The sequence below is a fragment of the Sphingobacterium sp. UBA2480 genome (genome assembly GCF_002341965.1).
GTDB classification, from domain to species: Bacteria; Bacteroidota; Bacteroidia; order Sphingobacteriales; family Sphingobacteriaceae; genus Sphingobacterium; species Sphingobacterium multivorum.
Map to the genome: position 1 here is coordinate 283,791 of NZ_DDPA01000004.1, position 26,401 is coordinate 310,191.

At 41.0% G+C, this 26,401-nt stretch carries 21 protein-coding genes; 18 read left to right on the forward strand and 3 right to left on the reverse strand.

Annotated elements, in window-relative coordinates; all coding sequences use genetic code 11:
* Nucleotides 1–84 precede the first annotated feature (84 nt).
* From uvrA to B3600_RS08660, 5 genes are all read left to right on the forward strand, one after another.
* Nucleotides 85–2,925 carry an excinuclease ABC subunit UvrA gene (gene uvrA / locus B3600_RS08640; RefSeq protein ID WP_046673686.1) on the forward strand — a complete coding sequence of 947 codons (2,841 nt, stop codon included), beginning with the start codon at nucleotides 85–87 and terminating at the stop codon, nucleotides 2,923–2,925.
* A 340-nt stretch (nucleotides 2,926–3,265) separates the two neighbouring features.
* Nucleotides 3,266–5,152, forward strand: coding sequence for a DNA mismatch repair endonuclease MutL (gene mutL / locus B3600_RS08645; RefSeq protein WP_286752704.1), 1,887 nt, complete (start codon nucleotides 3,266–3,268; stop codon nucleotides 5,150–5,152).
* A 12-nt stretch (nucleotides 5,153–5,164) separates the two neighbouring features.
* Complete coding sequence (locus B3600_RS08650; RefSeq protein WP_112375007.1) at nucleotides 5,165–5,851, forward strand: rhomboid family intramembrane serine protease; 687 nt, start codon at nucleotides 5,165–5,167, stop codon at nucleotides 5,849–5,851.
* An 11-nt stretch (nucleotides 5,852–5,862) separates the two neighbouring features.
* Nucleotides 5,863–6,741 carry a rhomboid family intramembrane serine protease gene (locus B3600_RS08655; RefSeq protein ID WP_286752705.1) on the forward strand — a complete coding sequence of 293 codons (879 nt, stop codon included), beginning with the start codon at nucleotides 5,863–5,865 and terminating at the stop codon, nucleotides 6,739–6,741.
* A complete protein-coding gene (locus tag B3600_RS08660) occupies nucleotides 6,686–7,849 on the forward strand; it encodes an endonuclease/exonuclease/phosphatase family protein (RefSeq protein ID WP_286752706.1) in 1,164 nt (387 codons plus the stop codon). The genes B3600_RS08655 and B3600_RS08660 overlap by 56 nt, the downstream gene beginning before the upstream one ends.
* Here the strand turns inward: B3600_RS08660 and B3600_RS08665 are convergent.
* A complete protein-coding gene (locus B3600_RS08665; protein WP_286752707.1) occupies nucleotides 7,839–9,449 on the reverse strand; it encodes a S41 family peptidase in 1,611 nt (536 codons plus the stop codon). The genes B3600_RS08660 and B3600_RS08665 overlap by 11 nt on opposite strands.
* A 319-nt stretch (nucleotides 9,450–9,768) precedes the next feature.
* On the opposite strand from B3600_RS08665, the gene B3600_RS08670 reads away from it, so the two are divergent.
* The 5 genes from B3600_RS08670 to B3600_RS08690 all read left to right on the forward strand — a co-directional run bounded on the left by B3600_RS08670 (nucleotide 9,769) and on the right by B3600_RS08690 (nucleotide 14,650).
* A complete protein-coding gene (locus B3600_RS08670) occupies nucleotides 9,769–10,338 on the forward strand; it encodes a hypothetical protein (RefSeq protein WP_046673680.1) in 570 nt (189 codons plus the stop codon).
* A gap of 142 nt (nucleotides 10,339–10,480) precedes the next feature.
* Complete coding sequence (fumC, locus tag B3600_RS08675) at nucleotides 10,481–11,878, forward strand: class II fumarate hydratase (protein WP_070570264.1); 1,398 nt, start codon at nucleotides 10,481–10,483, stop codon at nucleotides 11,876–11,878.
* A gap of 48 nt (nucleotides 11,879–11,926) precedes the next feature.
* The gene (locus tag B3600_RS08680) at nucleotides 11,927–12,415 is read left to right on the forward strand and encodes a fumarate hydratase (RefSeq protein ID WP_231585252.1); all 489 of its coding nucleotides are present in this window, start codon (nucleotides 11,927–11,929) and stop codon (nucleotides 12,413–12,415) included.
* Nucleotides 12,416–12,478: 63 nt separating this feature from the next.
* Nucleotides 12,479–13,633 (forward strand): MFS transporter, encoded by a 1,155-nt coding sequence (locus tag B3600_RS08685; RefSeq protein WP_286752708.1) that lies wholly within the window; start codon nucleotides 12,479–12,481, stop codon nucleotides 13,631–13,633.
* Nucleotides 13,634–13,648: 15 nt separating this feature from the next.
* Nucleotides 13,649–14,650, forward strand: a complete 1,002-nt coding sequence (locus B3600_RS08690; RefSeq protein ID WP_286752709.1) for an acyltransferase — start codon at nucleotides 13,649–13,651, stop codon at nucleotides 14,648–14,650.
* Between the two features lie 21 nt (nucleotides 14,651–14,671).
* Here B3600_RS08690 and B3600_RS08695 read toward each other — a convergent pair whose 3' ends face one another.
* Entirely contained in the window at nucleotides 14,672–15,136 is a 465-nt protein-coding gene (locus tag B3600_RS08695) for a copper resistance protein NlpE (RefSeq protein ID WP_286752710.1), read from the reverse strand.
* Nucleotides 15,137–15,327: 191 nt separating this feature from the next.
* The gene (locus B3600_RS08700; protein ID WP_070570272.1) at nucleotides 15,328–15,702 is read right to left on the reverse strand and encodes a DUF3127 domain-containing protein; all 375 of its coding nucleotides are present in this window, start codon (nucleotides 15,700–15,702) and stop codon (nucleotides 15,328–15,330) included.
* Between the two features lie 77 nt (nucleotides 15,703–15,779).
* Here B3600_RS08700 and B3600_RS08705 point away from each other — a divergent pair, with 77 nt between their 5' ends.
* The 8 genes from B3600_RS08705 (at nucleotide 15,780) to B3600_RS08740 (ending at nucleotide 26,337) form a co-directional block, all read left to right on the forward strand.
* On the forward strand, nucleotides 15,780–16,958 hold the full coding sequence (locus tag B3600_RS08705) for a THUMP domain-containing class I SAM-dependent RNA methyltransferase (protein WP_286752848.1): 1,179 nt from the start codon (nucleotides 15,780–15,782) through the stop codon (nucleotides 16,956–16,958).
* Nucleotides 16,951–17,598, forward strand: a complete 648-nt coding sequence (locus tag B3600_RS08710) for an HD domain-containing protein (protein WP_046673674.1) — start codon at nucleotides 16,951–16,953, stop codon at nucleotides 17,596–17,598. Before B3600_RS08705 ends, B3600_RS08710 begins: the two co-directional genes overlap by 8 nt.
* 251 nt (nucleotides 17,599–17,849) lie before the next feature.
* Entirely contained in the window at nucleotides 17,850–18,617 is a 768-nt protein-coding gene (locus B3600_RS08715) for a glycerophosphodiester phosphodiesterase (protein WP_286752711.1), read from the forward strand.
* Between the two features lie 173 nt (nucleotides 18,618–18,790).
* On the forward strand, nucleotides 18,791–19,627 hold the full coding sequence (locus tag B3600_RS08720) for an endonuclease/exonuclease/phosphatase family protein (RefSeq protein ID WP_286752712.1): 837 nt from the start codon (nucleotides 18,791–18,793) through the stop codon (nucleotides 19,625–19,627).
* A gap of 228 nt (nucleotides 19,628–19,855) precedes the next feature.
* On the forward strand, nucleotides 19,856–20,674 hold the full coding sequence (locus tag B3600_RS08725; protein ID WP_286752713.1) for a DUF4197 domain-containing protein: 819 nt from the start codon (nucleotides 19,856–19,858) through the stop codon (nucleotides 20,672–20,674).
* A gap of 436 nt (nucleotides 20,675–21,110) precedes the next feature.
* Entirely contained in the window at nucleotides 21,111–22,373 is a 1,263-nt protein-coding gene (gene pepT / locus B3600_RS08730; protein ID WP_112375015.1) for a peptidase T, read from the forward strand.
* 17 nt (nucleotides 22,374–22,390) lie between these two features.
* Nucleotides 22,391–22,954 carry a nitroreductase family protein gene (locus B3600_RS08735; protein ID WP_236560304.1) on the forward strand — a complete coding sequence of 188 codons (564 nt, stop codon included), beginning with the start codon at nucleotides 22,391–22,393 and terminating at the stop codon, nucleotides 22,952–22,954.
* 209 nt (nucleotides 22,955–23,163) lie between these two features.
* Complete coding sequence (locus tag B3600_RS08740; RefSeq protein ID WP_286752714.1) at nucleotides 23,164–26,337, forward strand: TonB-dependent receptor; 3,174 nt, start codon at nucleotides 23,164–23,166, stop codon at nucleotides 26,335–26,337.
* Nucleotides 26,338–26,401: the final 64 nt, after the last annotated feature.

Consider the following 26,401-nt stretch of genomic DNA (forward strand, 5'->3'; position numbering starts at 1 on the left):
AGATTGGCTCGCATAATTCCTTTAAAATCTGTAATTTTGCATGTTTTGCATTTTATCCCTCAACAGGGACTTTAAGGAGTTTTCATGGCAGTAAAAAGAAGCCCAGATTTGGGCGAACAAAGTGAAGTTCAGGTATTTGGAGCGCGTGCGCATAATCTAAAAAATATAGATGTTTCTTTTCCGAGAAATGAATTGGTTGTTATTACAGGTTTAAGTGGCAGCGGAAAGTCTTCTTTGGCTTTTGACACCATTTATGCTGAAGGACAACGTCGGTATATGGAGACATTCAGTGCCTACAGCCGTCAATTTTTGGGCGGCATGGAACGTCCGGATGTGGACAAGATCTCGGGCTTAAGTCCAGTGATCTCCATTGAGCAGAAAACCACCAGCAAAAACCCCAGATCCACTGTTGGAACCATTACCGAGGTGTATGATTTTATGCGTCTACTATTTGCCCGAGCGGGGGAAGCTTTCTCCTATGTGACCGGTAAGAAAATGGAGCGTATGTCGGACGATCAGGTTATCGAACGTATTTTGACTGAATTTGAAGGGCAGGCTTTAAATATCTTGGCTCCAGTGGTTAAAGGCCGTAAAGGTCACTACCGGGAATTGTTTGAGCAAATCCGTAAACAAGGTTATGTGAAGGTGCGCGTGGATGGAGAGATCTTGGACCTTGTTCCTAAAATGCAAGTAGACCGCTATAAAATTCACGATATTGAGATCGTCGTGGATCGTTTGAAAGTAGAGCGTGAAGATAAAAAGCGCCTACAGACTTCGGTTATGCAGGCGATGAAAACTGCCAAAGGTATTATCAAGGTCTCCACCAAGGATAATCAGGAGCAATTCTACAGCCGTTATCTCATGGATGCTGAATCGGGTATCTCTTATGATGAACCGCAGCCCAACACTTTCTCATTCAACTCGCCTTATGGTGCCTGTCCGACATGTGATGGATTAGGCTATATTTTTGAAATTGATAAAAATGCGGTTATTCCAGACAAAAAACTCAGTATTCAAAAAGGGGGTTTAGCCCCTTTGGGACCTACCCGGGAGAACTGGACTTCAGAAGTCTTGAAGGCTGTCGCAAAAAAATTAGATTTTACCATTTCAACGCCGCTTGAAAAGCTCAATGAAGAACAGATAGACCAGCTTTTATTTGGCAATAAGGAAGAGCCTATCGTTGTAACAGTATCTTATGGCAGTTATGGCACACGAGAATATCGTGTTGAATTTGAAGGAATCTTTAAGATGCTGGAAGAGTTTTCCGGAAAATCTTCGGATGAAGCCCCTTCTTTAGATGATTTCAGGACGAAAGTCACCTGCCCAACCTGTGCGGGAGCGCGTTTGAAAAAAGAGTCTTTACATTTTAAAATAGCGGATAAAAACATCCATGAGCTCTCCACGATGGATATTACATCGATCAAGGAGTGGTTTGATCAGGTAGAAAGCAAACTTGATGAACGCCAGCTTATTATTGCAACAGAGATTTTAAAGGAAATCCGCGCACGCTTAGGCTTCTTGCTGGACGTAGGCTTAAATTACCTCACCTTGGATCGTACTGCTAAAACACTTTCCGGAGGGGAGGCACAACGGATCCGTCTGGCAACACAGATTGGTTCCCAACTGGTGAATGTACTTTATATTCTGGATGAGCCGAGTATCGGACTTCATCAGCGAGACAATGAACGGTTGATCAATGCCCTCAAAAACCTACGCGATATTGGCAATTCGGTCCTTGTTGTCGAACATGATAAAGACATGATCCTACATGCGGACCATGTTATTGACATGGGTCCTGCAGCAGGGGTTCACGGCGGTACAGTAGTTGCCGAAGGTACCCCAGCAGAAATCCTAAAATCAGACTCTCTGACAGCGGCATACCTCAACGGGACAAAAGAGGTTAAGATTCCGGAGAAACGTCGTGAGGGCAATGGAAAAACATTGTCATTACATGGCGCAACAGGACATAACTTAAAAAATCTGTCTGTCTCTTTTCCATTAGGAAAACTCATTGTTGTTTCGGGGGTTTCGGGTTCGGGCAAATCCAGCTTAATCACGGGAACATTATATCCGATTCTGAATAAACATTTTTTCAGAGCCAAAGCTACTCCGCTTCCTTTCAAAAAAATTGAAGGATTAGAACATATTGATAAAGTCATCGAGATCGACCAAAGTCCTATCGGCCGTACACCACGATCCAATCCGTCCACCTATACAGGCGTATTTTCGGATATCAGAACCTTGTTTGTTCAATTGCCAGAAGCTAAGATCAGGGGCTATAAACCAGGACGCTTTTCCTTCAATGTCAAAGGCGGCCGTTGTGAAACCTGTCAAGGGGCCGGATTGAAAGTCATTGAGATGAATTTCCTTCCCGATGTACAGGTTCCTTGTGAAACATGCCACGGAAAACGCTATAACCGAGAAACTTTAGAAGTACGGTATAAAGGAAAATCCATCTCCGATGTACTTGATATGAGTATCAACGATGCTGTGGATTTCTTTGAGAACGTCCCGAGTATCTATCGAAAGATCAAAACACTGCAGGATGTAGGTTTGGGATACATCACCTTAGGTCAATCCTCCACAACCTTATCGGGAGGTGAGGCTCAACGGGTAAAATTAGCTACGGAACTTTCTAAAAAAGATACTGGAAATACATTTTATATCCTTGACGAACCGACTACAGGACTACACTTTGAAGATGTCAATGTCCTTATGGGCGTTATCAATCGCTTGGTCGGACGCGGGAATACCGTTTTGATCATCGAGCACAATCTTGATGTTGTTAAATCGGCAGATTGGGTCATTGATATCGGTCCCGAAGGTGGAAAAGAGGGCGGTCAGGTTCTATTTGAAGGAACGCCTGAAAACTTAATTAAAAATAACAAAAGCGAAACGGCACGTTTCTTAAAACTGGAAATGTAATATCAACAAAACAGCAGCTGCGAATTATGCGGTTTCTGTTCGTAGGGTGGCTCGGTTATTGCGAAGGGAATATTTTTCCAGCTCGATATCAGCTGTGTTTTACACAGGTGTTAGACAACGCACACTGACTTTGACGTCCACTGGATGGCGGCATATTTCATGAATAAATACGTTTATAGGTTCTTTGCGGCTTTAAACAGTTGGTCGTTGCTACTCCATTTTCATTTGTATAAATGAACGCATTACACGCTTTTGTTTTTAAAGAACATGTGGAATGTCCGATTGATTTTCGTCAGTGTTTATACGCTGCAAACATGGATATTTCTTAACTTTGTATTATATGTCGGATATTATTCAATTACTTCCAGATAATGTTGCTAATCAGATTGCGGCGGGAGAAGTGGTGCAGCGACCAGCGTCTGCAATTAAAGAATTGATTGAGAATGCTATTGATGCTGGAGCTGACAAAATAAAACTTATTGTTAAAGATGCAGGCAAGTCGTTGATTCAAGTCATTGACAATGGTTGTGGTATGAGCGTAACTGATGCTCGCCTTTGTTTTGAGCGCCACGCAACATCAAAAATCCGTAAGGCTGAAGACTTATTTGCTATTCGTACGATGGGTTTCCGTGGTGAGGCGATGGCATCCATTGCCGCAATTGCACAGGTCGAACTCAAAACACGCCGTATTGAAGATGAGCTAGGTACAGTCGTTGAAATAGAGGGATCAAAAGTTGTCAACCAATACCCCGAAGCTGTTGCTGCCGGGACAAATATTTTAGTTAAAAATCTTTTTTACAATATTCCTGCACGGAGAAACTTTCTAAAGAGCAACTCGGTAGAAATGCGTCATATCATTGATGAATTTCAACGTATTGCTTTATCGAACCCACAGATTTTCCTAACCTTACATAGCGACGGAAATGAAATCTACCATTTGCCGGCAGAGACACTAAAACAACGTATTGTCCATATTTTCGGAAACAATTACAATCAGCGTCTTGTCCCTGTGGAAGAAGATACATCCATCATCAAGGTAGAGGGCTTTGTGGGGAAACCTGAGTTTGCGAAAAAAACTCGTGGTGAACAGTTTTTCTTTGTCAACAAACGCTTTGTGCGTGATCCATACCTGCACCACGCTGTCATGAACGCCTATGAAGATATTCTGCAGGCAGAAACATTTCCTTTCTATGTCTTATTTATCGACATAGATCCTGCACGCATTGATATCAACGTGCATCCGACCAAGACTGAAATTAAGTATGAGGACGATAAAGCCATTTATGCAATTATCCGTTCAGCCGTAAAAAGATCATTGGGACGGTACAACATCATGCCATCCTTGGATTTTGAACAGGAGACTAGCTTCACCAATCTCATTACAAAAAAGGCACTGGATGAAATTATCGTTCCAACAGTTACCTTTAATCCGGACTTCAACCCCTTTGATACAGACAAATCGAAATCCAATTCGAGCTACAGCCGTTCAGAAAGCTACGCTGAAGGACTTAACAAGAAAACAGGTGGCATACCCAGCAATTGGGATTCTTTGTATCAAATCGTCGAAAAGGAGGAATCTGTTCAGTTACCATTGCATGGCGAGCCGGAATTACGTACCGATGACCCGCAGATCATCCAGGTTGAAGATAAATCATCCTCGAAGCTCTTTTTCCAGTTACATAATAAATATATTGTTTCGCAGATTCACTCCGGATTTATCCTGATCGATCAGCAAGCGGCACATGAACGCATTCTCTTTGAGCAATTTCTCTCACAGCTGGACCAACATAAAGGTCTAAGTCAGCAAAGTTTGTTTCCCCAGACTTTGGATCTGAATGCTGCGGATAATGAGTTAATGAAGGACCTCCTGGAGGACATCAACGGCTTAGGCTTTCAAATTCGTGAATTTGGAAAAAATTCCTATATTATTGACGGAATTCCTGCAGATTTAGGGACAGGATTCGACGAAATTAAGATGATTGAGAAAATATTGGAGGATTACAAAAACAATCAATCTGAGTATAAGCTCGCTAAGCGCGAAAATCTCGCAAAAAGCCTTGCCCGTAATGCAGCCATTAAACCTGGCACCGCATTGGACAATACAGCAATGGCAGAGCTTGTGGACAGACTTTTTGCTTGTCACTCACCCAATATCTCCATCTATGGAAATCCTGTAATTGTAACATTTACATTGCAAGAATTAGCGGAAAAATTTGGTAAAAATTAGAAGATAAAATATATGTTTCCACAACTGACACCTGTTATCAAGAATTTATTGATCATCAATATTATATTTTATATTGGATCTCAACTTGTACCTGTAGCATATGATTATCTTGCGGTCTATTACCCCGACTCGCCTTACTTTAAAATCTGGCAAGTGATCACGCACATGTTTATGCATGACAAAAACAACATTACCCATATCTTCTTCAATATGTTTTCCCTGGTCATGTTCGGTCCTATGATTGAGCAGGTGCTTGGGTCAAAACGTTTTTTAAATTTCTACCTGGTTTCAGGAATCGGTGCTTGGTTTCTTTATACGGCTGTGAATGGCATACAACTCTATAATGCGACGGGTTCTTTCGCTCCGCTACATGGCATGAGCGGGAACGAACTTATTTCCATGGCCAATACCGGGAACAACGAAGCATTAACCTACCTTATTCCAATGTTGGGTGCTTCGGGAGCTATTTATGGTGTACTATTGGCATTTGCCTACCTTTTTCCAAACATACCGCTTCAATTTTTGTTTATTCCTGTACCAGTCAAAGCGAAGTATATGATCGGTGGATTTATCCTCATCGAAATATACATGAGCTTATCTAGACCAGGAGATTCTGTGGCTCACCTGGCTCACGTCGGTGGTGCACTATTTGGCTATCTACTGCTTAAACTGTGGAAGATTAGAAAAGGAATTTATTAATATCGTGCGCAATGAATAACATCGGTTTAAAAGATTTTTGGAGACAAACCTATAAAACTGGCTCGCCCGTACCTCTGGTGATCAGTATCCAGGTCTGTTTATTTGTCCTCATTTATTTTTTAGACCTACTCTTCGAATTAAAAATTGTACCACAAAGCTTCTTGGAACCTACGGTGCGTCTATTAAGTTTACCGAGTAATTTCTCAAGTTTCATTGCACAACCCTGGTCATTGGTTACATCGAATTTCGTTTACGTCAAACTTTGGACCATACTTTTTGATAGTCTCTGGCTTTATTGGGTCGGTCAGATCTTTTTTACCTTCTTAAACACCCGGCAATTTCTGTTTGTCTATATCGCCTCATGGCTGCTCGGCAGCGTGCTCTATATGGGCTTTGGGTCACTTATTCCCATGCCAAGTAACTTACAGCTTATGGGAGGTTCTCTCCCCTTGGCAGCGGTATTAGCCGCGATTGTGACTTTGGTCCCCAAGTATGAGCTACGGCTTCTGCTTCTGGGTAACATCAAGCTAAAATTAGTGGCCATTGTCTATTTTGGATTAGAATTTCTTGCCCTTACGATGACGAATCGACCTGCTGCCATTTCGTATTTTGCTGTTGTCCTTTTTGGAATGGGCTTCACTTATGCGCTAAAATCGGGGATGGATTGGTCTACAATTTTTCAGAAAAAACAACAGAAGCCTGCAAAAATGAAAGTTGTTGTGGGTAACAATATACCGGCAAATCGGAAACATCGTTATGACTTACCCAATCAGGATGAAATCGATGCTATCTTAGATAAAATTTCTATTTCTGGCTACGACAGTCTAACGAACCATGAAAAAGAAACGCTCTTTAGGGCAAGCAATAGTGGTGACAAGGTTGATGGATAGAAGGACATTTTTAAGGAGAAAACTGGGCTTTATCAGTAAAACAATGTTCCTGGCAAATATGCTTGCGATCGTTGCATTACTTATGAGTTATTCGGCGACCTTCATTAATCCCAAATCCTTTTGGCCGATTGCATTTATGGGCTTAGGCTACCTTCCGATCCTCCTTATCAATATTGGATTTATCTTTTATTGGCTACTCCGCAAACGAAAAATTGCGCTTTATTCGCTCATAACGATCCTCATTGGGTGGCCTTTTTTAACTAAGCATTGGAATATTCGCAAAGAGAATGCCCCTATATCATCGGAGGTACGTACGCTTCGCATCATGACTTTCAATGCTCACCTGTTCAAGAAGGTAAACGATGAGAAAAAGAACTTTAAAGCCGACGTTGTCCGCATTATTGACAGCATCTCTCCTGATGTGATCTGCTTTCAGGAATATATTAGCAAGATTAAGGGAAAACATGTTTTCTCTGAGGAATTCAAAGATAAATTGGGATATGACTATTTTTTCTTTGAACCGAGCTCTAAAAACGATTATGAGGCGTATGGAATGGCTGTTCTTTCGCGTTTCCCGATCTATGATTCAGGAACCATCAGAGACAACGATTACGGAATCAACCGGATTAGTTATGTTGATATCAAAAAGCAGGATACCCTGATCCGCATCTACAATATACATCTACGTTCTTTTGCGCTGCAAAATGAAGACAAGGAATTTATCCAAAACCTGTCCAATAATAATGAATCCGATAATTCGAGGACCCGTAAATTGAGCCGCAAACTTAAGAATGCCTTCGAGCTACGCAGCGAACAGGCGCATTCGTTAAAGAAGCACATGAATGAATGTCAATATCCTTATATTGCCGTAGGTGATTTCAACGATACGCCAATGAGCTACTCGGTCAATTTAATTGGAGATGGTTTGTACAATGCGTTTAAGGAGAAAGGTAACGGCTGGGGAGTGACCCATCATGCCCTCCTACCGATCTTTCAGATCGACTATATTTTTGCTAGCCAGAAATTTCAGGTAATGAACTATCAAATTGTCAAACAGAAATTATCGGATCATTACCCCGTATGGTCTGATCTTAGGCTTAAACCTTAGGCATCTGATAACCCAATGTTTTAAGTCCTATTTCAATAAATTTATCCCTTCGATTTTTGATTTTATAATAGGCCTCACGACCAAAATAATAGCGACCGACCAAGGCTTCGATATCGGATTGAATCAAATCATGTAAGTTTTTTGCTTCTTTGGCGGTGACTGAAATCCGCTTCTGACTGTTGAGATATGAAATAAATAAATCAAACTCTGTTGTCGGTAAGTGGTAACCGCTAATAAAATTCTCTATAGAATATGCGGGCAAATGTTTCGTGAAGCGATCATAAACAAATTCTTCGATCGCATTGGAATGAAATATCTCGCGGTATTTGGCACTGGTTTCGTTGGTGTCAATCGGAATAGTAACATCCGGAAGAATACCACCACCACCAAAAACAAGTTTCCCTTTGCTGGTGGTAAACATTTCTTTTTGGCTGAATTCAGTGTCCATCGTCCATAGATCGAAGCCTGTCATGTATTTCGCAGCATCAAAATTGGCGCGTGTGTATTTTCGCTGAATGCATCTTCCAAGAGGGGTATAGTAGCGAGCCACAGTCAGATTGATTGCAGAGCCATCCGAAAAGTCAAATTGTTCTTGTACTAAGCCTTTACCATAGGACCTGCGGCCGACAATCGTTGCCCGATCCAGATCCTGAAGAGCACCACTCAGGATTTCGCTTGCTGATGCCGTACTTTCATTGATTAGCACAATGACCCTGCCGTCACCAAAATCACCAGCTTTCTCCGAATAGAAATCCTGGCGCAGTTCATTGGCACCCTCGGTATACATCAACAATCTTTTTTCTTTAAAAAATTGCCCCGCCAGATCAATCGCCGTATGGACAAATCCACCACCATTGTTACGCAGATCCAAAATAAGATCCTGCGCCCCACTTTTCCGTAAATCTATGAGCGACTGTCTGAATTCGTCTGCTGTCTTATGCCCAAATCTCCGAATTTTCACATAAGCTGTTTTCGGAGCGATCATATAGGATGCATCTAAGCTGGAAACATTTACCTGATCGCGAATGACTTTTATTGGATTGGCCATTACCACTCCATTACGCTGAATAGCAATCAATACAGCTGTTCCTTTCTTTCCACGGATCAGCCTTTCAATTTCGGACTCGGCTACCTTTCTTCCGACAAGATCCTTATTCCCGATCTTTAAAATGCGGTCGCCGATACGCATACCTGCTTTTTCAGCGGGACCAGCAGCAACCATTCCAACAACAAGTAGCGTATCTTTCAGGCGGAAATACTCCACACCGATACCATCAAATGTTCCTTCAAGCGTTTCCTGCTTTGCAAGCACTTGATTCGGCCTTAAAAAGGTGGAGAAAGGATCTAAACGGGATACGACATGTTCAATGGCTTCGTCTTGAACGGTATCTATACTGACATTATCAACGTAATTCTCAGCAATTAATTGAATGAGATATTGTAATTTGTCCGAGTTGCCATTCGAGCGTAGACTCGAAAAGGTTGTTTTTTGGTTGCTTCCCTGCTCCTCGGCATAATTTTGTCCCAACAGCAAGCCAAGAAGCAATACTGCAGCATATGTAGCGGCTACAAAAATATTTCGTTTAATACTTTTCTGCATGGGAAATCTTCATGAATTATCGAAGATGAGACAAACTATTCAACAATTAATTACTTCATCAAAAATAGCAAGTTTATTCGGTTAAACGAGCACCTGAACCCATATTTTTACATTAAAAATAAAAAGTTCCCTTCCTTGTTTTCAGGCGGAAACAGCATCATGCTCGATTAGAAATCTTTGTAAAAAATTCAAAAATAACAACAGAACAGCCGATAAGGGCACCGAACATTTAATTTCAACAGATGAAGATGATGTCTATAATTTAACTTGCAAATGCGCGTAAATTTATCTTAGTTTGAATTGAAAAAGATTCCACTTTATGCACGAAATCGAACCTTATTATAATTGGCGGGACTATTACATTGCCGCTGAAGATGAACAATCCCCATTTTATGGTACAATCTATAGCGAATTCGATTTTGACAAACAGATCTATAATTTTCTTTTGCACCCACAATGGGACGAATTCGGTTCGCTTACCTTATATCTAAAAATACTATTTGTGGACTATGAAAAACAATACTGTATTATCGAGCTGATTGGTGAATGGAATGATGCGATCTACAACGATATTATGTTGCTCAAGCGAGAAATTATCGATGTATTGATCAGTCAAGGCATCAAGTATTTTATTTTAATCGGGGAGAATGTACTGAATTTTCATGCTTCAGACGACTCTTACTATGAGGAATGGTTTCAGGATATCGATGATGGCTGGATTGCTGGCGTCGGTTTCCGTGAACATGTGATCGAAGAGTTCCAGCAACAGAATATAGATTATTACATCAATTTCGGTGGCGCATTGAATGAGCTACCTTGGCGGGCATTAAAACCGAAACAAGTTTTCCACCATGTGAATGATTCCTTAACAAAACGTCTTGGTTTTTAAGACCTGCTTATTGGGTTTTATTCTCAATCCTTATGCTTTAATCCTTGCTCTTTACTGTATTATCCTGTAACTTTGTAATTGATGTATTAGGTGCTTCGCACATATACTTATAATTTTTACGTTTTACTTATACTTACATACTATGTCATTCAGAATTGAAAAAGACACGATGGGTGAAGTTCAAGTCCCTGCAGACAAATACTGGGGTGCACAGACAGAGCGTTCACGCAACAACTTTAAAATCGGACCGGCAGCTTCGATGCCACACGAAATCGTCGCAGGCTTTGCTTATTTGAAAAAAGCAGCTGCTTATGCTAACCACGAGTTGGGAGTATTACCTGTAGAGAAACGTGATGCGATCGCTACTGTATGTGATGAGATCTTGGCAGGCAAATTGGATGACCAATTCCCATTGGTTATCTGGCAAACGGGTTCAGGTACGCAATCCAATATGAATGTAAATGAGGTTGTCGCAAACCGTGCACAAGTATTGGCTGGACATAAGATCGGTGAAGGCGAGCCCGTGTTAAAAGCAAATGATGATGTAAACAAATCGCAATCATCTAACGATACTTTCCCTACTGGAATGCATATCGCGGCTTACAAAGCTGTTGCAGAAGTTACAATTCCAGGTGTAGAAAAATTGCGTGACACATTAGCTAAAAAAGCTGAAGAGTTTAAAAATGTCGTAAAAATTGGCCGTACACACTTAATGGATGCTACTCCGTTGACTTTAGGTCAAGAGATTTCAGGTTATGTCGCACAATTGAACCATGGTCTGAAAGCTTTAAGAAATACACTTTCGCATTTATCAGAACTTGCATTGGGAGGTACTGCCGTAGGGACAGGATTAAATACTCCAAAGGGGTATGACGTTGTCGTTGCTAAATATATCGCCGAATTTACAGGCCTACCTTTCGTAACCGCTGAAAACAAATTTGAGGCATTGGCAGCTCATGACGCAATAGTTGAAACACACGGTGCATTAAAGCAATTGGCTGTAGCATTAAATAAAATTGCAAACGATATCCGTATGTTGGCTTCTGGCCCACGCTCAGGTATCGGTGAAATCCTGATCCCGGAGAACGAACCAGGATCATCAATTATGCCAGGTAAAGTTAATCCAACGCAATGTGAAGCATTGACAATGGTTGCGGCACAAGTGATGGGTAATGATGTGGCTATTACGATCGGTGGAACGCAAGGTCACTATGAACTAAACGTGTTCAAACCATTAATGGCGGCAAACTTCTTGCAGTCTGCTCGCCTATTAGGTGATGCTTGTGTTTCATTTGAAGAGCACTGTGCAGCTGGTATTGAGCCGAACTACAAACGCATCAAAGAATTGGTTGACAACTCATTGATGCTGGTAACCGCTCTAAACACAAAAATTGGTTATTATAAATCGGCAGAAATCGCGCAGACAGCGCATAAAAATGGCACTACGCTTAAAGAAGAAGCAGTGCGTTTAGGTTATGTGACTCCTGAAGATTTCGATGCTTGGGTAAAACCAGAAGATATGGTTGGAAGTTTAAAATAAGCTGTGACTTTTATTTCAATAAAAAATATACGAACAAAAACATACCTATTGGCGCTTGCCATAGGTATGTTTTTCTTTTTTACAGCCTGCAAATTCAATTCGGATATGCAGAGCGAAGGTGCCCCCTTTTTACAGGGAGAATGGGTCCAAGACAGCATTCCTGGACAGCAGCAGATGATGCAATACACCTTGACCGACTTCAAGTTTACCTGTGACTCTGTTTACGCGACCATGCACGTCAACAATAAAGTACAAACCATACCAGATAGCTGTTACAAAAATGGCTCCTGGACAGAACATGCAAAAGGTATTTATGTTTTGCGCGGAGACTCCATCATTGTCGATGGTATCTATACCAAGGAAAATGGCAAACAGAAGATTTCAGGTTGCTATCTTTCCGGTCAGTATATCCCCCGCTTTAAAGTCGTTTATCATGCTGCAGATTCGGTAGTACTGGAAAGCAGGTTAGATCAACGTCAGATCATCTTAAGAAAGACTAAAAATATTACTTGTGTCCCTCAAAAAAGGTATCAATAATTTTTAGTACAATCTATTTACTATCTTCGTACCATTATCGTACAACCTCAACCTTAAAACACAATGAACAAAGGAATTATCGCTTTGGCATTTGGCGGACTTGCCATCGGAATGACCGAATTCACGATGATGGGCATCCTGCCTGACATTGCCAAAGATCTTCATATCGAAATCCCTACCGCTGCTCACCTGATTGCACTCTACGCACTGGGTGTCGTTGTAGGTGCCCCAACATTAGTGCTATTTACAGGAAAATATCCTCCGAAGAAGGTATTACTCTTTTTAATGCTGCTCTTTTTTATCTTCAATGGCCTTTTCAGTATTGCACCGGGGCAGTTTTTGATTAGTCTCTCCCGTTTTATGGCCGGACTTCCGCATGGAGCATTTTTTGGTGTTGGGTCTGTCGTGGCAGCAAGACTGGCTCCGAAAGGAAAAGAAGCACAGGCTATATCCATTATGTTTACCGGAATGACTATTGCCAATTTGGCTGGAGTACCACTCGGCACCTATTTAGGCCATCATTATTCATGGCGTTTAACGTATGGTATTATCAGTATGTTGGGATTAATCACTTTTGCAGCAATTTATGCATGGATGCCAAAAATTGAGGCCGCCAAAGGAAATAATATCTTTAGTCAGTTAAACTTCTTCAACAAAAAAATTGCCTGGTTATTAATGGCTATTATTGCCATAGGTACCGGTGGACTTTTCGCCTGGATCAGCTACATCGCGCCTTTGGTGACCAATGTGTCGGGCATCGCTGCTGATCGTGTCCCCTTGATTATGATCCTGATCGGTGTTGGCATGTTTTTCGGAAATCTTATCGGCGGAAAACTGGCTGATACAATCTCCCCAACCAAAGCGGCAATCGCGAGTTTCTCCGCTATGGCGATATGCCTTGTGATGGTTTACTTTATATCACCACTGGGCTGGACAGCCTATCCTTTAGCCTTTATTACAGGACTGGTGTCCTTCACTATTGGTTCGCCGACACAACTGATGTTGATCCGCGCCTCAAAAGAAGCAGCAACATTGGCCGCAGCAGGTGGTCAGGCAGCCTTTAACCTCGGGAATACCTTAGGTGCATTTTTAGGTGGAATCCCAATAACCTGGGGTTTAGCTTATAATACACCTTCCCTCGTTGGTGTGGGCATGGCGAGCATTGGAGCACTCCTGACTTTGCTGTATTTGAAAGTCTACGACAATAAAACTCAATAAAAACAGCATAATCAAATGGCGCGAACAAGTTATATCAGTATACTACGTATTGTTGCGATATTCCTCGTTATCTTGATTCATTCCTCTTCGGGCTACTTAAACAGCAATGAATTTGAATCATTCGACTGGAGTTATGCCAATTTGCTCAATAGCTTCTCGCGCTTTGCGGTACCCCTGTTTGTCGTTATTTCAGGTGCCCTCCTGTTACAGAAAGACGAAAGTACGGGACAATTTTATCGGAAACGTTTATTGAAAATTGTCCCGCCTTTTCTTTTTTGGAGCATCGTCTATCTTTTCTATTATTTTGTCCGTTATATCAATTTTGACTATATCGGTTTTCCACAAGTTATCAACATTGTGTTAATTCGCTTAAAGTCAGGAACGAATGCGCACCTTTGGTACCTATATATGATACTTGGGCTCTACCTTGCAGTTCCTTTCATACGCAAAATTGTGGGCAACTGCAGTAAGAGAGAGCTTGAGATCTTTTTGGGATTGTGGTTTGCAGCGTTATTTTTTACGAATAAATGGTTCAATAGTTACCTACCTAATTTTGACCTGACCTTTTTCTCGGGTTATGCAGGCTATTTGGTCTTGGGCCATTACTTACGTAATTACCCTATCCCAATGGTAAAATTGTCAAGTTTTACATTTTTTCTGATCTGCTGTTTAATTACAGCATCGGGGACATATTATCTAAGTAGCTCCCGAGGTGAATTTGATCCAACACTTTACAACTATCTTTCCCCCAACATCGCATTGAGTGCAGGCTTTTTATTCGTCTTCGTGCAAGGCCTTAAACTCCCAGAACAACTCAACGCCTTCTGGGAATTTATCGACATCCACAGCTTTGGCATTTACCTTTGCCATATTTTGCTGCTCAATTATATTCATCCTTTGCTTCCTTTATCCACTTTGTGGAAAATCCCGGCAGCAACGGTGCTCACGTTGTTGGCTAGCGCCCTACTGACCTATTTATTACGAAAAGTTCCATACGGTAAATACATCAGTGGCTAATTCCGTTATCGGAGATTCGTTTTACAATTTCTCGCCTTCGACCTTATTGTATACATAAAGATGCGCATTGGGGCCTTCAATCGCATGGCCTTCCTGATCTAGCCCAATCAGCTTGTTTTCACCCACCTTCAGTTTCATATTTGTTTCCTTCCCCGTGAGGTGAACAACGGATCCGTTGTCGTGCCACATGACTTTACCACCATCTTCGACCTTGGTATTTTTATTAATATATTCACTGACGATGGCAAAGGTATTATCATTTTTTAAGGTGATATTTGTTTTGATACCTTCACAATCAGCACAGGGAATAGTAGCTTCATAGGTACCGGCCCAATCCAACGAATTCTGCGATGTATGGGCAGTATCCACCGCCACAGTCTCATGTGCAGTAGAATCTGCGGTTGTATGCTGACTATCTTTTGAGGTTTGATTACATGCACTTAGCGAAATCATTGCTAAGCAAGAGAACAATACGGTTAATTTCATATCTGTTGTTTTTGATGTACGATACCATATAGCAAGCAATTTCAGCGCCAAGAAAAATCAGGCACGCCTACTGGATTCCAAAGAAAAAAGGCTTCTTGAGGAAGCCTTTCTATCGTAAATAACTGTATTGCGAACAGTTTAAATAATCTATTTGCTACCGCGTGGCGATAGGCTACACAATCCTATTCAGATTAAAATGGTAGATCGTCATCATCTGATGAACCCGCCAAATCTACAGGGGCAGGCATATCTGCGTAACCTGGAGAAGATGGAGCTGGAGCAGCATTACCTAATTTTGTAACACGCCATGCTACTAATGAATTGAAATAAGTTGTTACGCCATCTTTATTAGTCCAAGGACGACCACGAAGATTAAAAGATACTTCTACCTCTTCACCAATTGCAAGGTTATCAAAAATTGACGTTCTGTCTTGTGTTGCCTCAAAACGGATATACTCAACAAATTGTGGGTTTTCGGCATAAGCTACAATCATATCGCGTTTTTTGAATGATTCTGTCACTTGTTGTGTCGCTCCTATCTCGTGTACTTTTCCTCTAATTTCCATAATCAAAAAAATAAATATTAAAGCGTAAAATTAAGCAATTTTTGAGGAAGAGTTTAATTAACTTTGTACAAAATATGATGGAAGTTTTCAACACCCCCAATAAAGTTATTATAACGTGCAATAAGCGCTTATCACCTTATTTGCAACAGGAAGTTAAAGAGTTAGGTTTTGACATTGTCAGGGCATTCCCTACAGGCGTAGAATTAAAGGTCAGTATAAACGATACGATCAAGCTTAATCTGAACCTACGCACAGCCTCTCAGATTTTGTATTCGTTAAAGGAGTTTACAGCCAATAATCCGACGGAGCTCTATGAAGAATTGAGTAAAATTGCCTGGGAAGAACTTATTCAATTTGACGGATATTTCTCTGTCAGCTCTAATGTTGATAATGAGACAATCAGCACGCCTTTATTTGCAAACGTAAAGGTTAAGGATGCAATTGTGGACCGTATAAAGGAAAAAAAAGGTCTGCGCCCTAATTCAGGTCCGGACAATAATAAAGCGGTTGTCCACTTGTACTGGAAAGATGACCGTGCTGAAATTTTTCTCGATACCTCAGGCGAGACACTGGCAAAACATGGTTACCGTAAGATCCCTGGAAAAGCGCCAATGCTGGAAGCTCTTGCAGCCTCAACAATTATTGCTTCCAAATGGGATGGTAATTCACCTTTTGTAAATCCGATGTGTGGATCCGGAACTTTAGCCATTGAGGCGGCACTGATAGCAACAAACAGAAAACCAGGGTTGCTGCGCATGAACTATTCATTTATGCATTTCATAGGTTATGATGAAACAGTTTTCTTCCAGGAGCGCCGACTACTCAAAGATCAGATCAATAAAAAAGCGGCTCCACAAATTATTGCAAGCGATATTTCGGAGGAGGCAATCAACGTCTCAAAGATGAATGCAAGAACTGCTGGTGTGGAGCAATTAATTTCGTTTGAAGTATGCGATTTTGCCGAAACACACGTTCCTAAAGAAGGTGGTGTCATTTTATTCAATCCTGAATACGGTGAACGTCTGGGCACGCACAGCAAGTTAGAGATTACCTATAAGCGTATGGGGGATTTCATGAAACAGGAGTGCAAAGGTTATAGAGGCTATATATTTACCGGAAATCCAGATCTGGCAAAGAAAATCGGGCTACGTGCGTTCCGACGCATAGAATTTTATAATGGTAAATTAGATTGTAGATTATTAGAATACGAATTATACGAGGGTACTCGCGAAAAAACAAAAGTATTGTATGAATAACATTATTGAGCGCACAGTAGCATTTGTGCAAGATCGATTGAAATTTGCAGAAGCAGGCCACGATTGGTCGCATATTCAACGCGTATGGAACAATACGAAGTTAATTTTAGAAGATGAAGAAGCGGATGTTATGGTCTGCGAATTGGCTGCACTGTTACATGACATCGCTGACAGTAAATTCCATGATGGTGATGAAACAATAGGCCCTCGTGTTGCCGGAGAGTTTTTGGCAAGTCTAGAAATTTCGCCTGAAATCATTGACCATGTGAAGAAAATCATCTTCAATATGTCTTTCAAAGCAAGTTTGGGGGAAGTGTCATTCCATTCAAAAGAGATGGAAATCGTGCAAGATGCAGATCGTTTGGATGCTATCGGTGCAATAGGCATTGCCCGTGCGTTTAGCTTTGGTGGCAATAAAGGCCGTGAGATGTATAATCCGAACATTCCTGTTCAAGAATATAAGGATAAGGAAGCGTACAAACATTCGGAAGCTCCTACAATCAATCACTTCTACGAAAAGCTATTATTGTTAAAGAATAAGATGAATACAGAGGCTGCAAAAAAAATAGCAGCACATCGTCATGACTATATGCTCAACTTTCTGGATGAGTTTATGGCTGAATGGAATGGTAAAAAATAAATTACACTTAACAATTCCTAAATATAAAAGTGGTACTTTAGATCTTGTACATCGAGATAAAAAGTACCACTTTTTTTGTTCCATGTAAAATCAGCTTTTAAACAAATTTGTAAGAAACGATCCTGTCACCAAGGTCGATTTTTACTGCTAGTATCGTAATCGGTATTATAAATACATAGAATAGGAATAAATCACCGAGTGAAACGTGCACATTATGCCGTTGAAAACAAACACTCATACATAATTATAGCATGAAAAAACATATTTTTAGCTGTCTGACACTGGCTATGGTAATCTCATCCTCCGCATTATTCGCACAAACGAAAGCCATTGCACATCGTGGCGTATGGAAAAACAGCCATCTTCCGCAAAATTCCATTGCTTCCTTAACAGCGGCCCACGAACTCAAGCTCTTCGGATCCGAGTTTGATGTACATTTGACCAAAGACAATATTCTTGTGGTCAACCATGACAATGATTTCTATGGCATTGATATCGCAACGGCAACCTACAAAGAGCTCTTAGAAAAGAAACATCCTAACGGTGAATCCATTCCCACGTTGGAAGAATATATTAATGCTGGAAAAAAATTAAAGGGTTTACGCCTTATCCTTGAGTTGAAAATCAATAAACTTGGGGTCGAGCGTACGCTTGAAGCGACCACAAAAACGGTTGAAATGGTCAAAAGCTTAAAAGCTGAGAAAATTACGGATTACATTTCCTTCAGCTTTGAAGCTTGTCAAAAGATCCACGAATTGGCTCCTAAGGCTAATATCCAATATCTTACAGGAGATAAATCTCCTTCAGATGTAAAATCTGCTGGGATTAATGGGGTGGATTATCACTTTTCCGTCTTTAAAAAGAATGCGACATGGCTGAAAGATGCGCATCAACTTGGTATGAAAGTGAATGCATGGACCGTAAACACAGAAGAAGAAATGACAAATCTAATCAATCAGAAAATTGATTTTATTACCACTGATGAACCTGAGTTGTTGCTCCGCATATTAAAGAAATAAGGACAAACCGAGTGAACAAAGGACATTTATAGCGATGAAACTAAACACTCGTGTCGTCCGAGGCAGCATGATTGCCTTTATATAAAGAATAAATGATGAACAAATAACCGAGTGAAACGAGTTCATTTAAACACATGAAGATCACTCATAAATAGCATAAATAATTCAAATAAATGAAAAAAAGTCTTTTTCTCGTTATAGCGCTGTGTTTATCCCTCCTATCGTATGGGCAGGAATTTATTGCAGGCAGTTATAATATCCGCCAAAGAAATACCGTCGATGTCGATAACATGTGGAACGACCGGAAAGTCCCGCTTACCAATCTGATCAAATACCATGGTTTTGATATCTTTGGTATCCAAGAAGGTTTTTTTGATCAGGTTCAAGATCTCAAAAAGCTCCTTCCTGGATTTGATTACGTGGGTGTAGGTCGCGACGATGGTGCACAAGAGGGCGAGCACTCGGCGATTTATTACAATACAAATCGCTTTAAAGCGATAAAGAGTGGAACTTTCTGGCTTTCAGCCACAGATACCGAACACCCGAATAAAGGCTGGGATGCAGCACTACCGCGAATCTGTACCTGGGGTATCTTTGAAGACAAGGCCAACAAAAAACGCTTTATCTTTATGAATACACATTTTGACCATATCGGTCGTACTGCACGTACCGAAAGTGCAAAATTGATTCTGACAAAAGCAAAAGAGTTTGCCAAAGACCTACCATTAATTTTAACAGGCGACTTCAACGTCGATGAAAAAGATGATGCTTACTTCACCTTGGCCAATAGCAAAGTGGTCACTGATGTACATGAATTGGCAACATTTAAATATGAGCCCAATTCTTCTTTCAATGGTTGGGGCAAAAGCATTAGACCAACAGGCCGCATAGACCATATTTTTATCACCAAACCTTTCCAAGTAAAAAAATATGGTATCCTGACCGATACATACATGAATAAATTTCCATCGGATCACTTTCCAGTAGCAACGACACTCTCCTGGAAATAATATCTTGTTAATAACAACAACCCTATAACACAAACAGCAGGTTCGCTTAGGATCTGCTGTTTTATTTTGTGGGACAGCTTTTATTTACACCGCATCAGGAATAGGGACTCAGCACGCTGTAGCGTATCTGCTACGATTCCCGACAATAGCTATGTTTCCTGGCAATTGGTTTAAACTTTCACATAAATTAACAGTCGATATGTTTAATTTTGACAGCAAAATAAAAACATGATGAAATTTCCACTATTATATTGTACACTATTTGTCTCCGGATTACTTTATTCCAATGCAAGCGAAGCACAGATTTTTAAGAAAATCAGTGAGACATTGGCAAAAGCAAATCAGGGCCAGACCGACAGTACCAAAACAACGACAACAACAAATACGACCGCAATAGCATCAAAATCGAATACCTTGGCATCTTTGTCCAATAAGGATGCATCGTTGGGAATCAAACAGGCTTTAAGCAACGGCTTAAATCTGAGTATCGAATCTCTAGCCAAGAAGGATGGTTTTTTGGGAGATGCAGCAGTAAAGATTTTGATGCCTGCCGAAGCACAGAAAGTAGAAAAAACGCTTCGTGCTGTTGGGATGGGGAAATTGTGCGATCAGTTTATACAGAGCATGAACAGAGCTGCGGAGGGAGCCGTTAAAGAGGCTGCCCCAGTATTTGTCAATGCACTTTCGAAGATGACGATTACAGATGCAACCAACATTCTTTTAGGTAGCAAAGAAGACGCCGCGACAACGTTTTTTAAAACAAATACATCGACCGAATTAACAAACAAGTTTAGTCCTGTTATCAAATCTGCCATGGGTACAAACAATGTGGACCAGTACTGGACCCAATTGACAACAGCTTACAACAACCTTCCTTTAGGCAATAAAGTGGAGACAAATCTTACGGCATATGTTACGCAGAAAGCAATAGATGGTCTATTTATCAAAGTTGCCGACCAGGAGTCAAAAATTAGACACAACATAGGTGGCAGTAGAAATACCAATATCCTGCAGAAGGTATTTGGTTACGCTGATCAAAAGAAATAGAACACGATTTACATGTAAAAAAAGGACCTGTCAACAATTTGATAGGTCCTTTTTTTATCTGAAATTGTCTGGTCTTATTGGCCAGGAAGAACCTTCAGTTTGCTTTCATTGCTGTTGGTGTCTGCGAAGTCATGAAGGTTTTAATTGATGCAGGACCATCATGATTTCTTTTTTCCTATCCATGGATAAACCAAACAGCTCAAAAGATCTCCAGCACAATGCTATCTAGCGATACATTTTCTTTAGCGGTACATTCTCTTTAGGAAAATTAGGATTCTATCCGCTCCGATCCCTTTCTGTTATTGCCCATTTGTTACAATAGCGTCAAACGCATGTATGAAGGGTAAATTGTTTGTAAATGCAACCAAATTAAATTGCAAATAAAAAGCAATTTATCTAAGTTTGACCACCCTTATCACATTAGGGCTATTAGAAAATGAGCACATTTGAGATCAACAACATAAGTGATTTTTCGGTATCCGAAAGATTTCAACGCTATGTACAGATTGACACACAATCTGATGCAAATTCACCAACATGTCCTTCTACAGAAAAGCAAAAGAACCTAGGAAAGTTACTTGTAACGGAGTTGCTGGCATTGGGTATTTCAGACGCGGCAATGGATGAAAATGGATATATTTACGCAACTATTCCATCCAATACCACAAAGCAAGTTCCCGTTATCTGTTTCTGTTCTCATATGGATACATCTCCGGACTCTTCTGGAAAAGATGTAAAACCACTGGTTCATGCTAACTATCAGGGCCAAGATCTTGTGCTTCCTGATGACAATAGTATTATCATCAAATATGCCGAACATCCCGATCTAGCCAATCAAATTGGCCATGATATCATTACAGCGAGTGGCACTACTTTACTCGGTGCAGATGACAAAGCAGGTGTGGCCGAAATCATGGATGCTGCCCGTTTATTAATGAAACATCCTGAAATCAAACATGGTGACATCAAAATTCTTTTCACACCGGATGAAGAGATTGGTAGAGGTGTTGATAAAGCAGATTTAAAACGTTTAGCAGCAGATTTCGCTTATACCATGGATGGTGAAAGAGCCGGAACCATCGAAGATGAAACATTTTCCGCAGATGGAGCTACATTAACTATTCATGGCGTATCGGTGCATCCAGGTTTTGCTAAAGGGAAGATGCAAAGCGCCATCAAAATCGCCAGTGCAATAATTGAGGCGCTACCGAAAGATAGGCTTTCACCTGAAAGCACCAACAAAAAAGACGGTTTCGTACATCCTGTTCATATCAGTGGATCTGTGGAAAAAGCAGAAATTCAATTTATCGTACGTGATCACGTTACGGCCAATCTCAAGAAACATGAAGATGAACTGGAAGGTATAGCAAAATCAATCGTGGAGCAATATCCAAACTGTACTTATACTTTTGTTGTAAAAGAACAATACCGTAATATGAAAGAAGTGCTGGATCAGCATCCTGAAATTATGGAAATCGGGATGGAAGCCATCAACCGAGCAGGAATGGTAGCCGAAAGAAGAAGTATCCGTGGTGGAACAGATGGCTCCCGTCTTTCGTTTATGGGGCTGCCTTGTCCAAATATTTTTGCCGGAGGGCATGCTTTCCATGGAAAACAAGAGTGGGTAGCTGTACAAGATATGGAAAAAGCCGTCAAAACAATTTTGCATGTTGTATCTTTATGGGAAGAAAAAGCATAAAGGAAAAATAAATTATAATGAAAAACGACGTATTAAAGGCAATACACTACAGAAGATCAGTATTTCAAGCTTCCTTCACTGAAGAAGAAGTCAGTAAAGAAGATATCTTGAGTATCTTGGAAGCGGCCAATGCTGCTCCAACACATAAAAGGACACAACCTTGGCGTTTTGTCATCTTCCGCAAAGAGGGATTGGAACGTTTGGGCACGGAGTTATCACGTATTTACAAATCGGTAACACCAGCAGAGAAGTACACTGAAGCAACAGAAATAACAATGGGCAAAAAAGCAACACAGTCAAACGTTGCGATCGCTATTGTTGTCAATTATACAGGTGAAGTTCCCGAATGGGAAGAATTGGCCTGTACAGCTGCAGCAGTTGAAAACATGTGGTTAGCTGCACACTCGCTAAACATTGGTGGATACTGGGCGACTCCCGGTTTAATCAATCATTTGGGTGGTTTCTTAAATCTCGAAGAAAATCAAAAATGTATTGGTCTATTCTACTTAGGACACCATCAATCTGAGGCACGCGAACCTATCCGCACACCAATTGCAGATAAAATTCGTTGGGAAGAATAAATCTTCTCAACTTTATAATAAACAGCGAGCGGCTTAGAGGTATCTGAGCCGCTCGCTGTTTATAGGTTAATTAATTATGCATGACGGACCATCAAAACCCATTTTTATTAAATATTTCATAATGAGATCTTAACCATTTAACAATCTTGCAGAGATAATTTCGCAACATACTTGTGACAGACGCTAATCAACTAAAAAGTGAAATTATTATGCAAAGAAACATCGTTTGGTTAATGGTATTAACCATTATTACATTTTTCCAAATTCCAACCAACAGTTGGGCTCAGGGTACCGAAGCGACGATTACAGGTCGGATCATAGACAACAATGGGCCTGTAAAAGGAACATCTGTATCGGTAAGGAATGAATCAACAGGATTTAAACAAACGACACTGACCAACCAAAATGGTGTCTATACCTTTCAGCAATTACCTTTGGGTTCGCCATACAGCATCACAATCAACCACGTTGGCTATGCAGAACAAAAAAAGACCGACTATAAATTGAGCTATGGTGACGAACTCAATGTGGATTTCACCTTATCATCAGCTGAAAATAAATTGGATGAAGTTATCGTTCAAGGCACTGCGGCTGACCTAAAAAACAAGATCAAGACATTGGGTGCATCTACCGCCATTACGGCCAATGACCTCAAAAAAATGCCTGTAAATGGACGTAATTTTTCCTCTCTGATTGATTTATCGCCTGTCAGCAGTGGTACAAATCTAGCTGGACAGCGCGCTTCATCGACCAATTTTACGGTAGACGGAATGAATTCACGCAGTACAGTGGCCGGTGGAAATAGCGGCGGAGCTTATTCAATCTCTATGGAAGCCATTCGAGAGTTCAAAGTAGTGACCAATGACTACGATGTCACATTCGGTCGCAGCGGAGGGGGCAGCATTACCACCGTAACCAAATCCGGTACAAATACGTTAACTGGAAGTGCATTTACTTTTGCCCGGGCAGGTTGGCTTTCGAGTAAGTACAACCTCAATGGAACAGCCCGAAAACAAAAATTCTCCACCTATCAATATGGATTCTCACTTGGAGGTCCAATCATAAAAGACAAAGCTCACTTCTTTGTAACTTGGGACCGTCAGATGGACACCCGTCCTCTTCAGATCGCAGACATTCAAACAACGGAGGACATTGCACGTTACAAAGTAACCCAGGCTACATTAGATGAGTTTACCCGCATTGCTGTAGGTAAATATGGTGCAAGTGCCGATCGCCTGTTTGGTTCCTTTGACAAGAAGAAAAAGACCGACGCGGCCTTCGCCCGCATTGATTGGCAATTGAACGATAAAAACTTATTGACTATTCGGAACAACTTTGTCTACGACATGGACAATCAACAAGAGGGAGACAATACAGGCATCAATGCTTTTGAATCCTACACCAACAGAAGGTATATTAACAACAGCCTCATGGCCTCCTTGCGCACGTCGATAAGTTCCAAATTGACCAACGATTTGAAGGTGCAACATTTTTATGAGCGTTCTGAAGCACAGCACAATGTAGCTGGATTTGATCAGTCACACAGTATTCCACGTGCGATCGTTGAATCTGTTCAATCGGTGGACGGCACAAATAAATATACCAATTCAATACAGCTTGGTGGTCAGCGTTATGCACCAGAATGGTTCAACGGAAATATGTTACAACTGGTCAACAACCTCTATTATAACACAGATAAAATCAAATATACCTTCGGTGCAGATGTCATGTATACGAACATGGATTTCCGCTACGGCAGCGAAATGAATGGTCGTTTCTATTTTACTGGTCTACAAAATTTCGATAACCTGACTCCTTATCGCTATGCCCGTGATGTATATATGACTGACAAAGAAAACACCTTGGTCAACAATCTAGCTGTAGGTCTCTATGGACAGATGGAAGCTAAAATCGCTAGGGGTCTTGATGTTGTCGGCGGCCTACGTCTGGACAATACGAAATACCTAAAGAAGGCTACATTCAACCAAACAGTCTATGACGAACTGGGCCTTTCAACCGATAATGGTATCAACACTTTTCAGATACAACCCCGCGTGCAGTTCAACTGGGATATCAATGAAGAAAAGAAAAATATAATCCGTTTTGGCGCTGGTATATTCGGTTCGGCCCTCAACCCCTATTCTATGTTAAACAATATGTTGTTTGATGGCTCACGCATTGCCGGTGTAGATATTACTGACCCTACTTTAATTCCCAAACCAAATTTTGCAGGATATCGCCAAGACCCCGATACAGCTCCAGGGCGCGAACTGCTGGACAACCCGAAGATCGAAAAACTTGTTACCATCAATACCAATAGCAAGGATGTAAAAGTGCCAACTGTATATAAAGCGAATATTTCCATCAATCACTTTTTCACACCTTCGCTACGCATCGGTTTAAGCGCTTACGGAACCTGGGGGCGCAACAATTATATGTATGTAGATCGCAATATGGTGGAGGATCCTTACTTTAGGCTGACCGCCGAAGGTAACCGTGGGGTGTATGTTCCGGCATCAAGCATCAATACGACAAACGGTGCCGCCAACTGGACCAATAGCCGTAAAACAAAACAAATAGGCCGCGTACTGGAAATGAACAGTGAAGGAAAAAACAATTCTTATACGGTTGTGCTGGACGGAACTTATCGTTATTATAAAGACGGGCAGATAACCGTATCTTACACCTGGAACGACACAAAAGACAATACCTCCTACAACGGCAACGTCGCAAATTCCGCTACCCTTTCGCTGATGGTGAAAGATGATCCACGCGACTTGAGTACGATGACGTATTCGGACAATCAATTCCGCCATAAAGTTGTTTTTTATGGTACTATGCCATCGCTATGGGGTGTATCTATGGGTTTACGTTTTAGCGGAATTGCAGGAACGCGCTATTCCCTAGCGGTTAACGGGAATGTTAATGGTGATTTTGTAAATTCCAACGATCTTGCCTTCGTTTACAACCCCAGCAATAAAAACACACCCGATTACATCAAATCGGGCATTCAAGCCATTTTGGATAATCCAAAGGCAGAACAGAGCATTAAAAAATACATCAATGGTAACCTCGACCGCATCGCCGAAAGAAACGGCGGCATCAACGGTTTTTACGGCGTATTTGACTTACATTTGGCTAAAAATCTAAAAGTTTACAAGAAACATGGCATTGAAGCTTCGATAGACATTTTCAATGTAGCCAACCTATTGAAAAAAACTTGGGGTGTAGGACACAATCTGGGTAAGCAAAATCTATATGCCATCAAAAGCTTTGATGCAACCAGTCAACAATATATTTATAATATGAGTTCTGGTGTGGGGGTATCCAATTTAAATGGTAATCCTTATCAAGTACAATTAGGCCTGAGATATGCATTTTAAGTAATTCAGACTATATAAAAAAGCAGCGAGCCATTTCCTATTAAAGAAATGGCTCGCTGCTTTT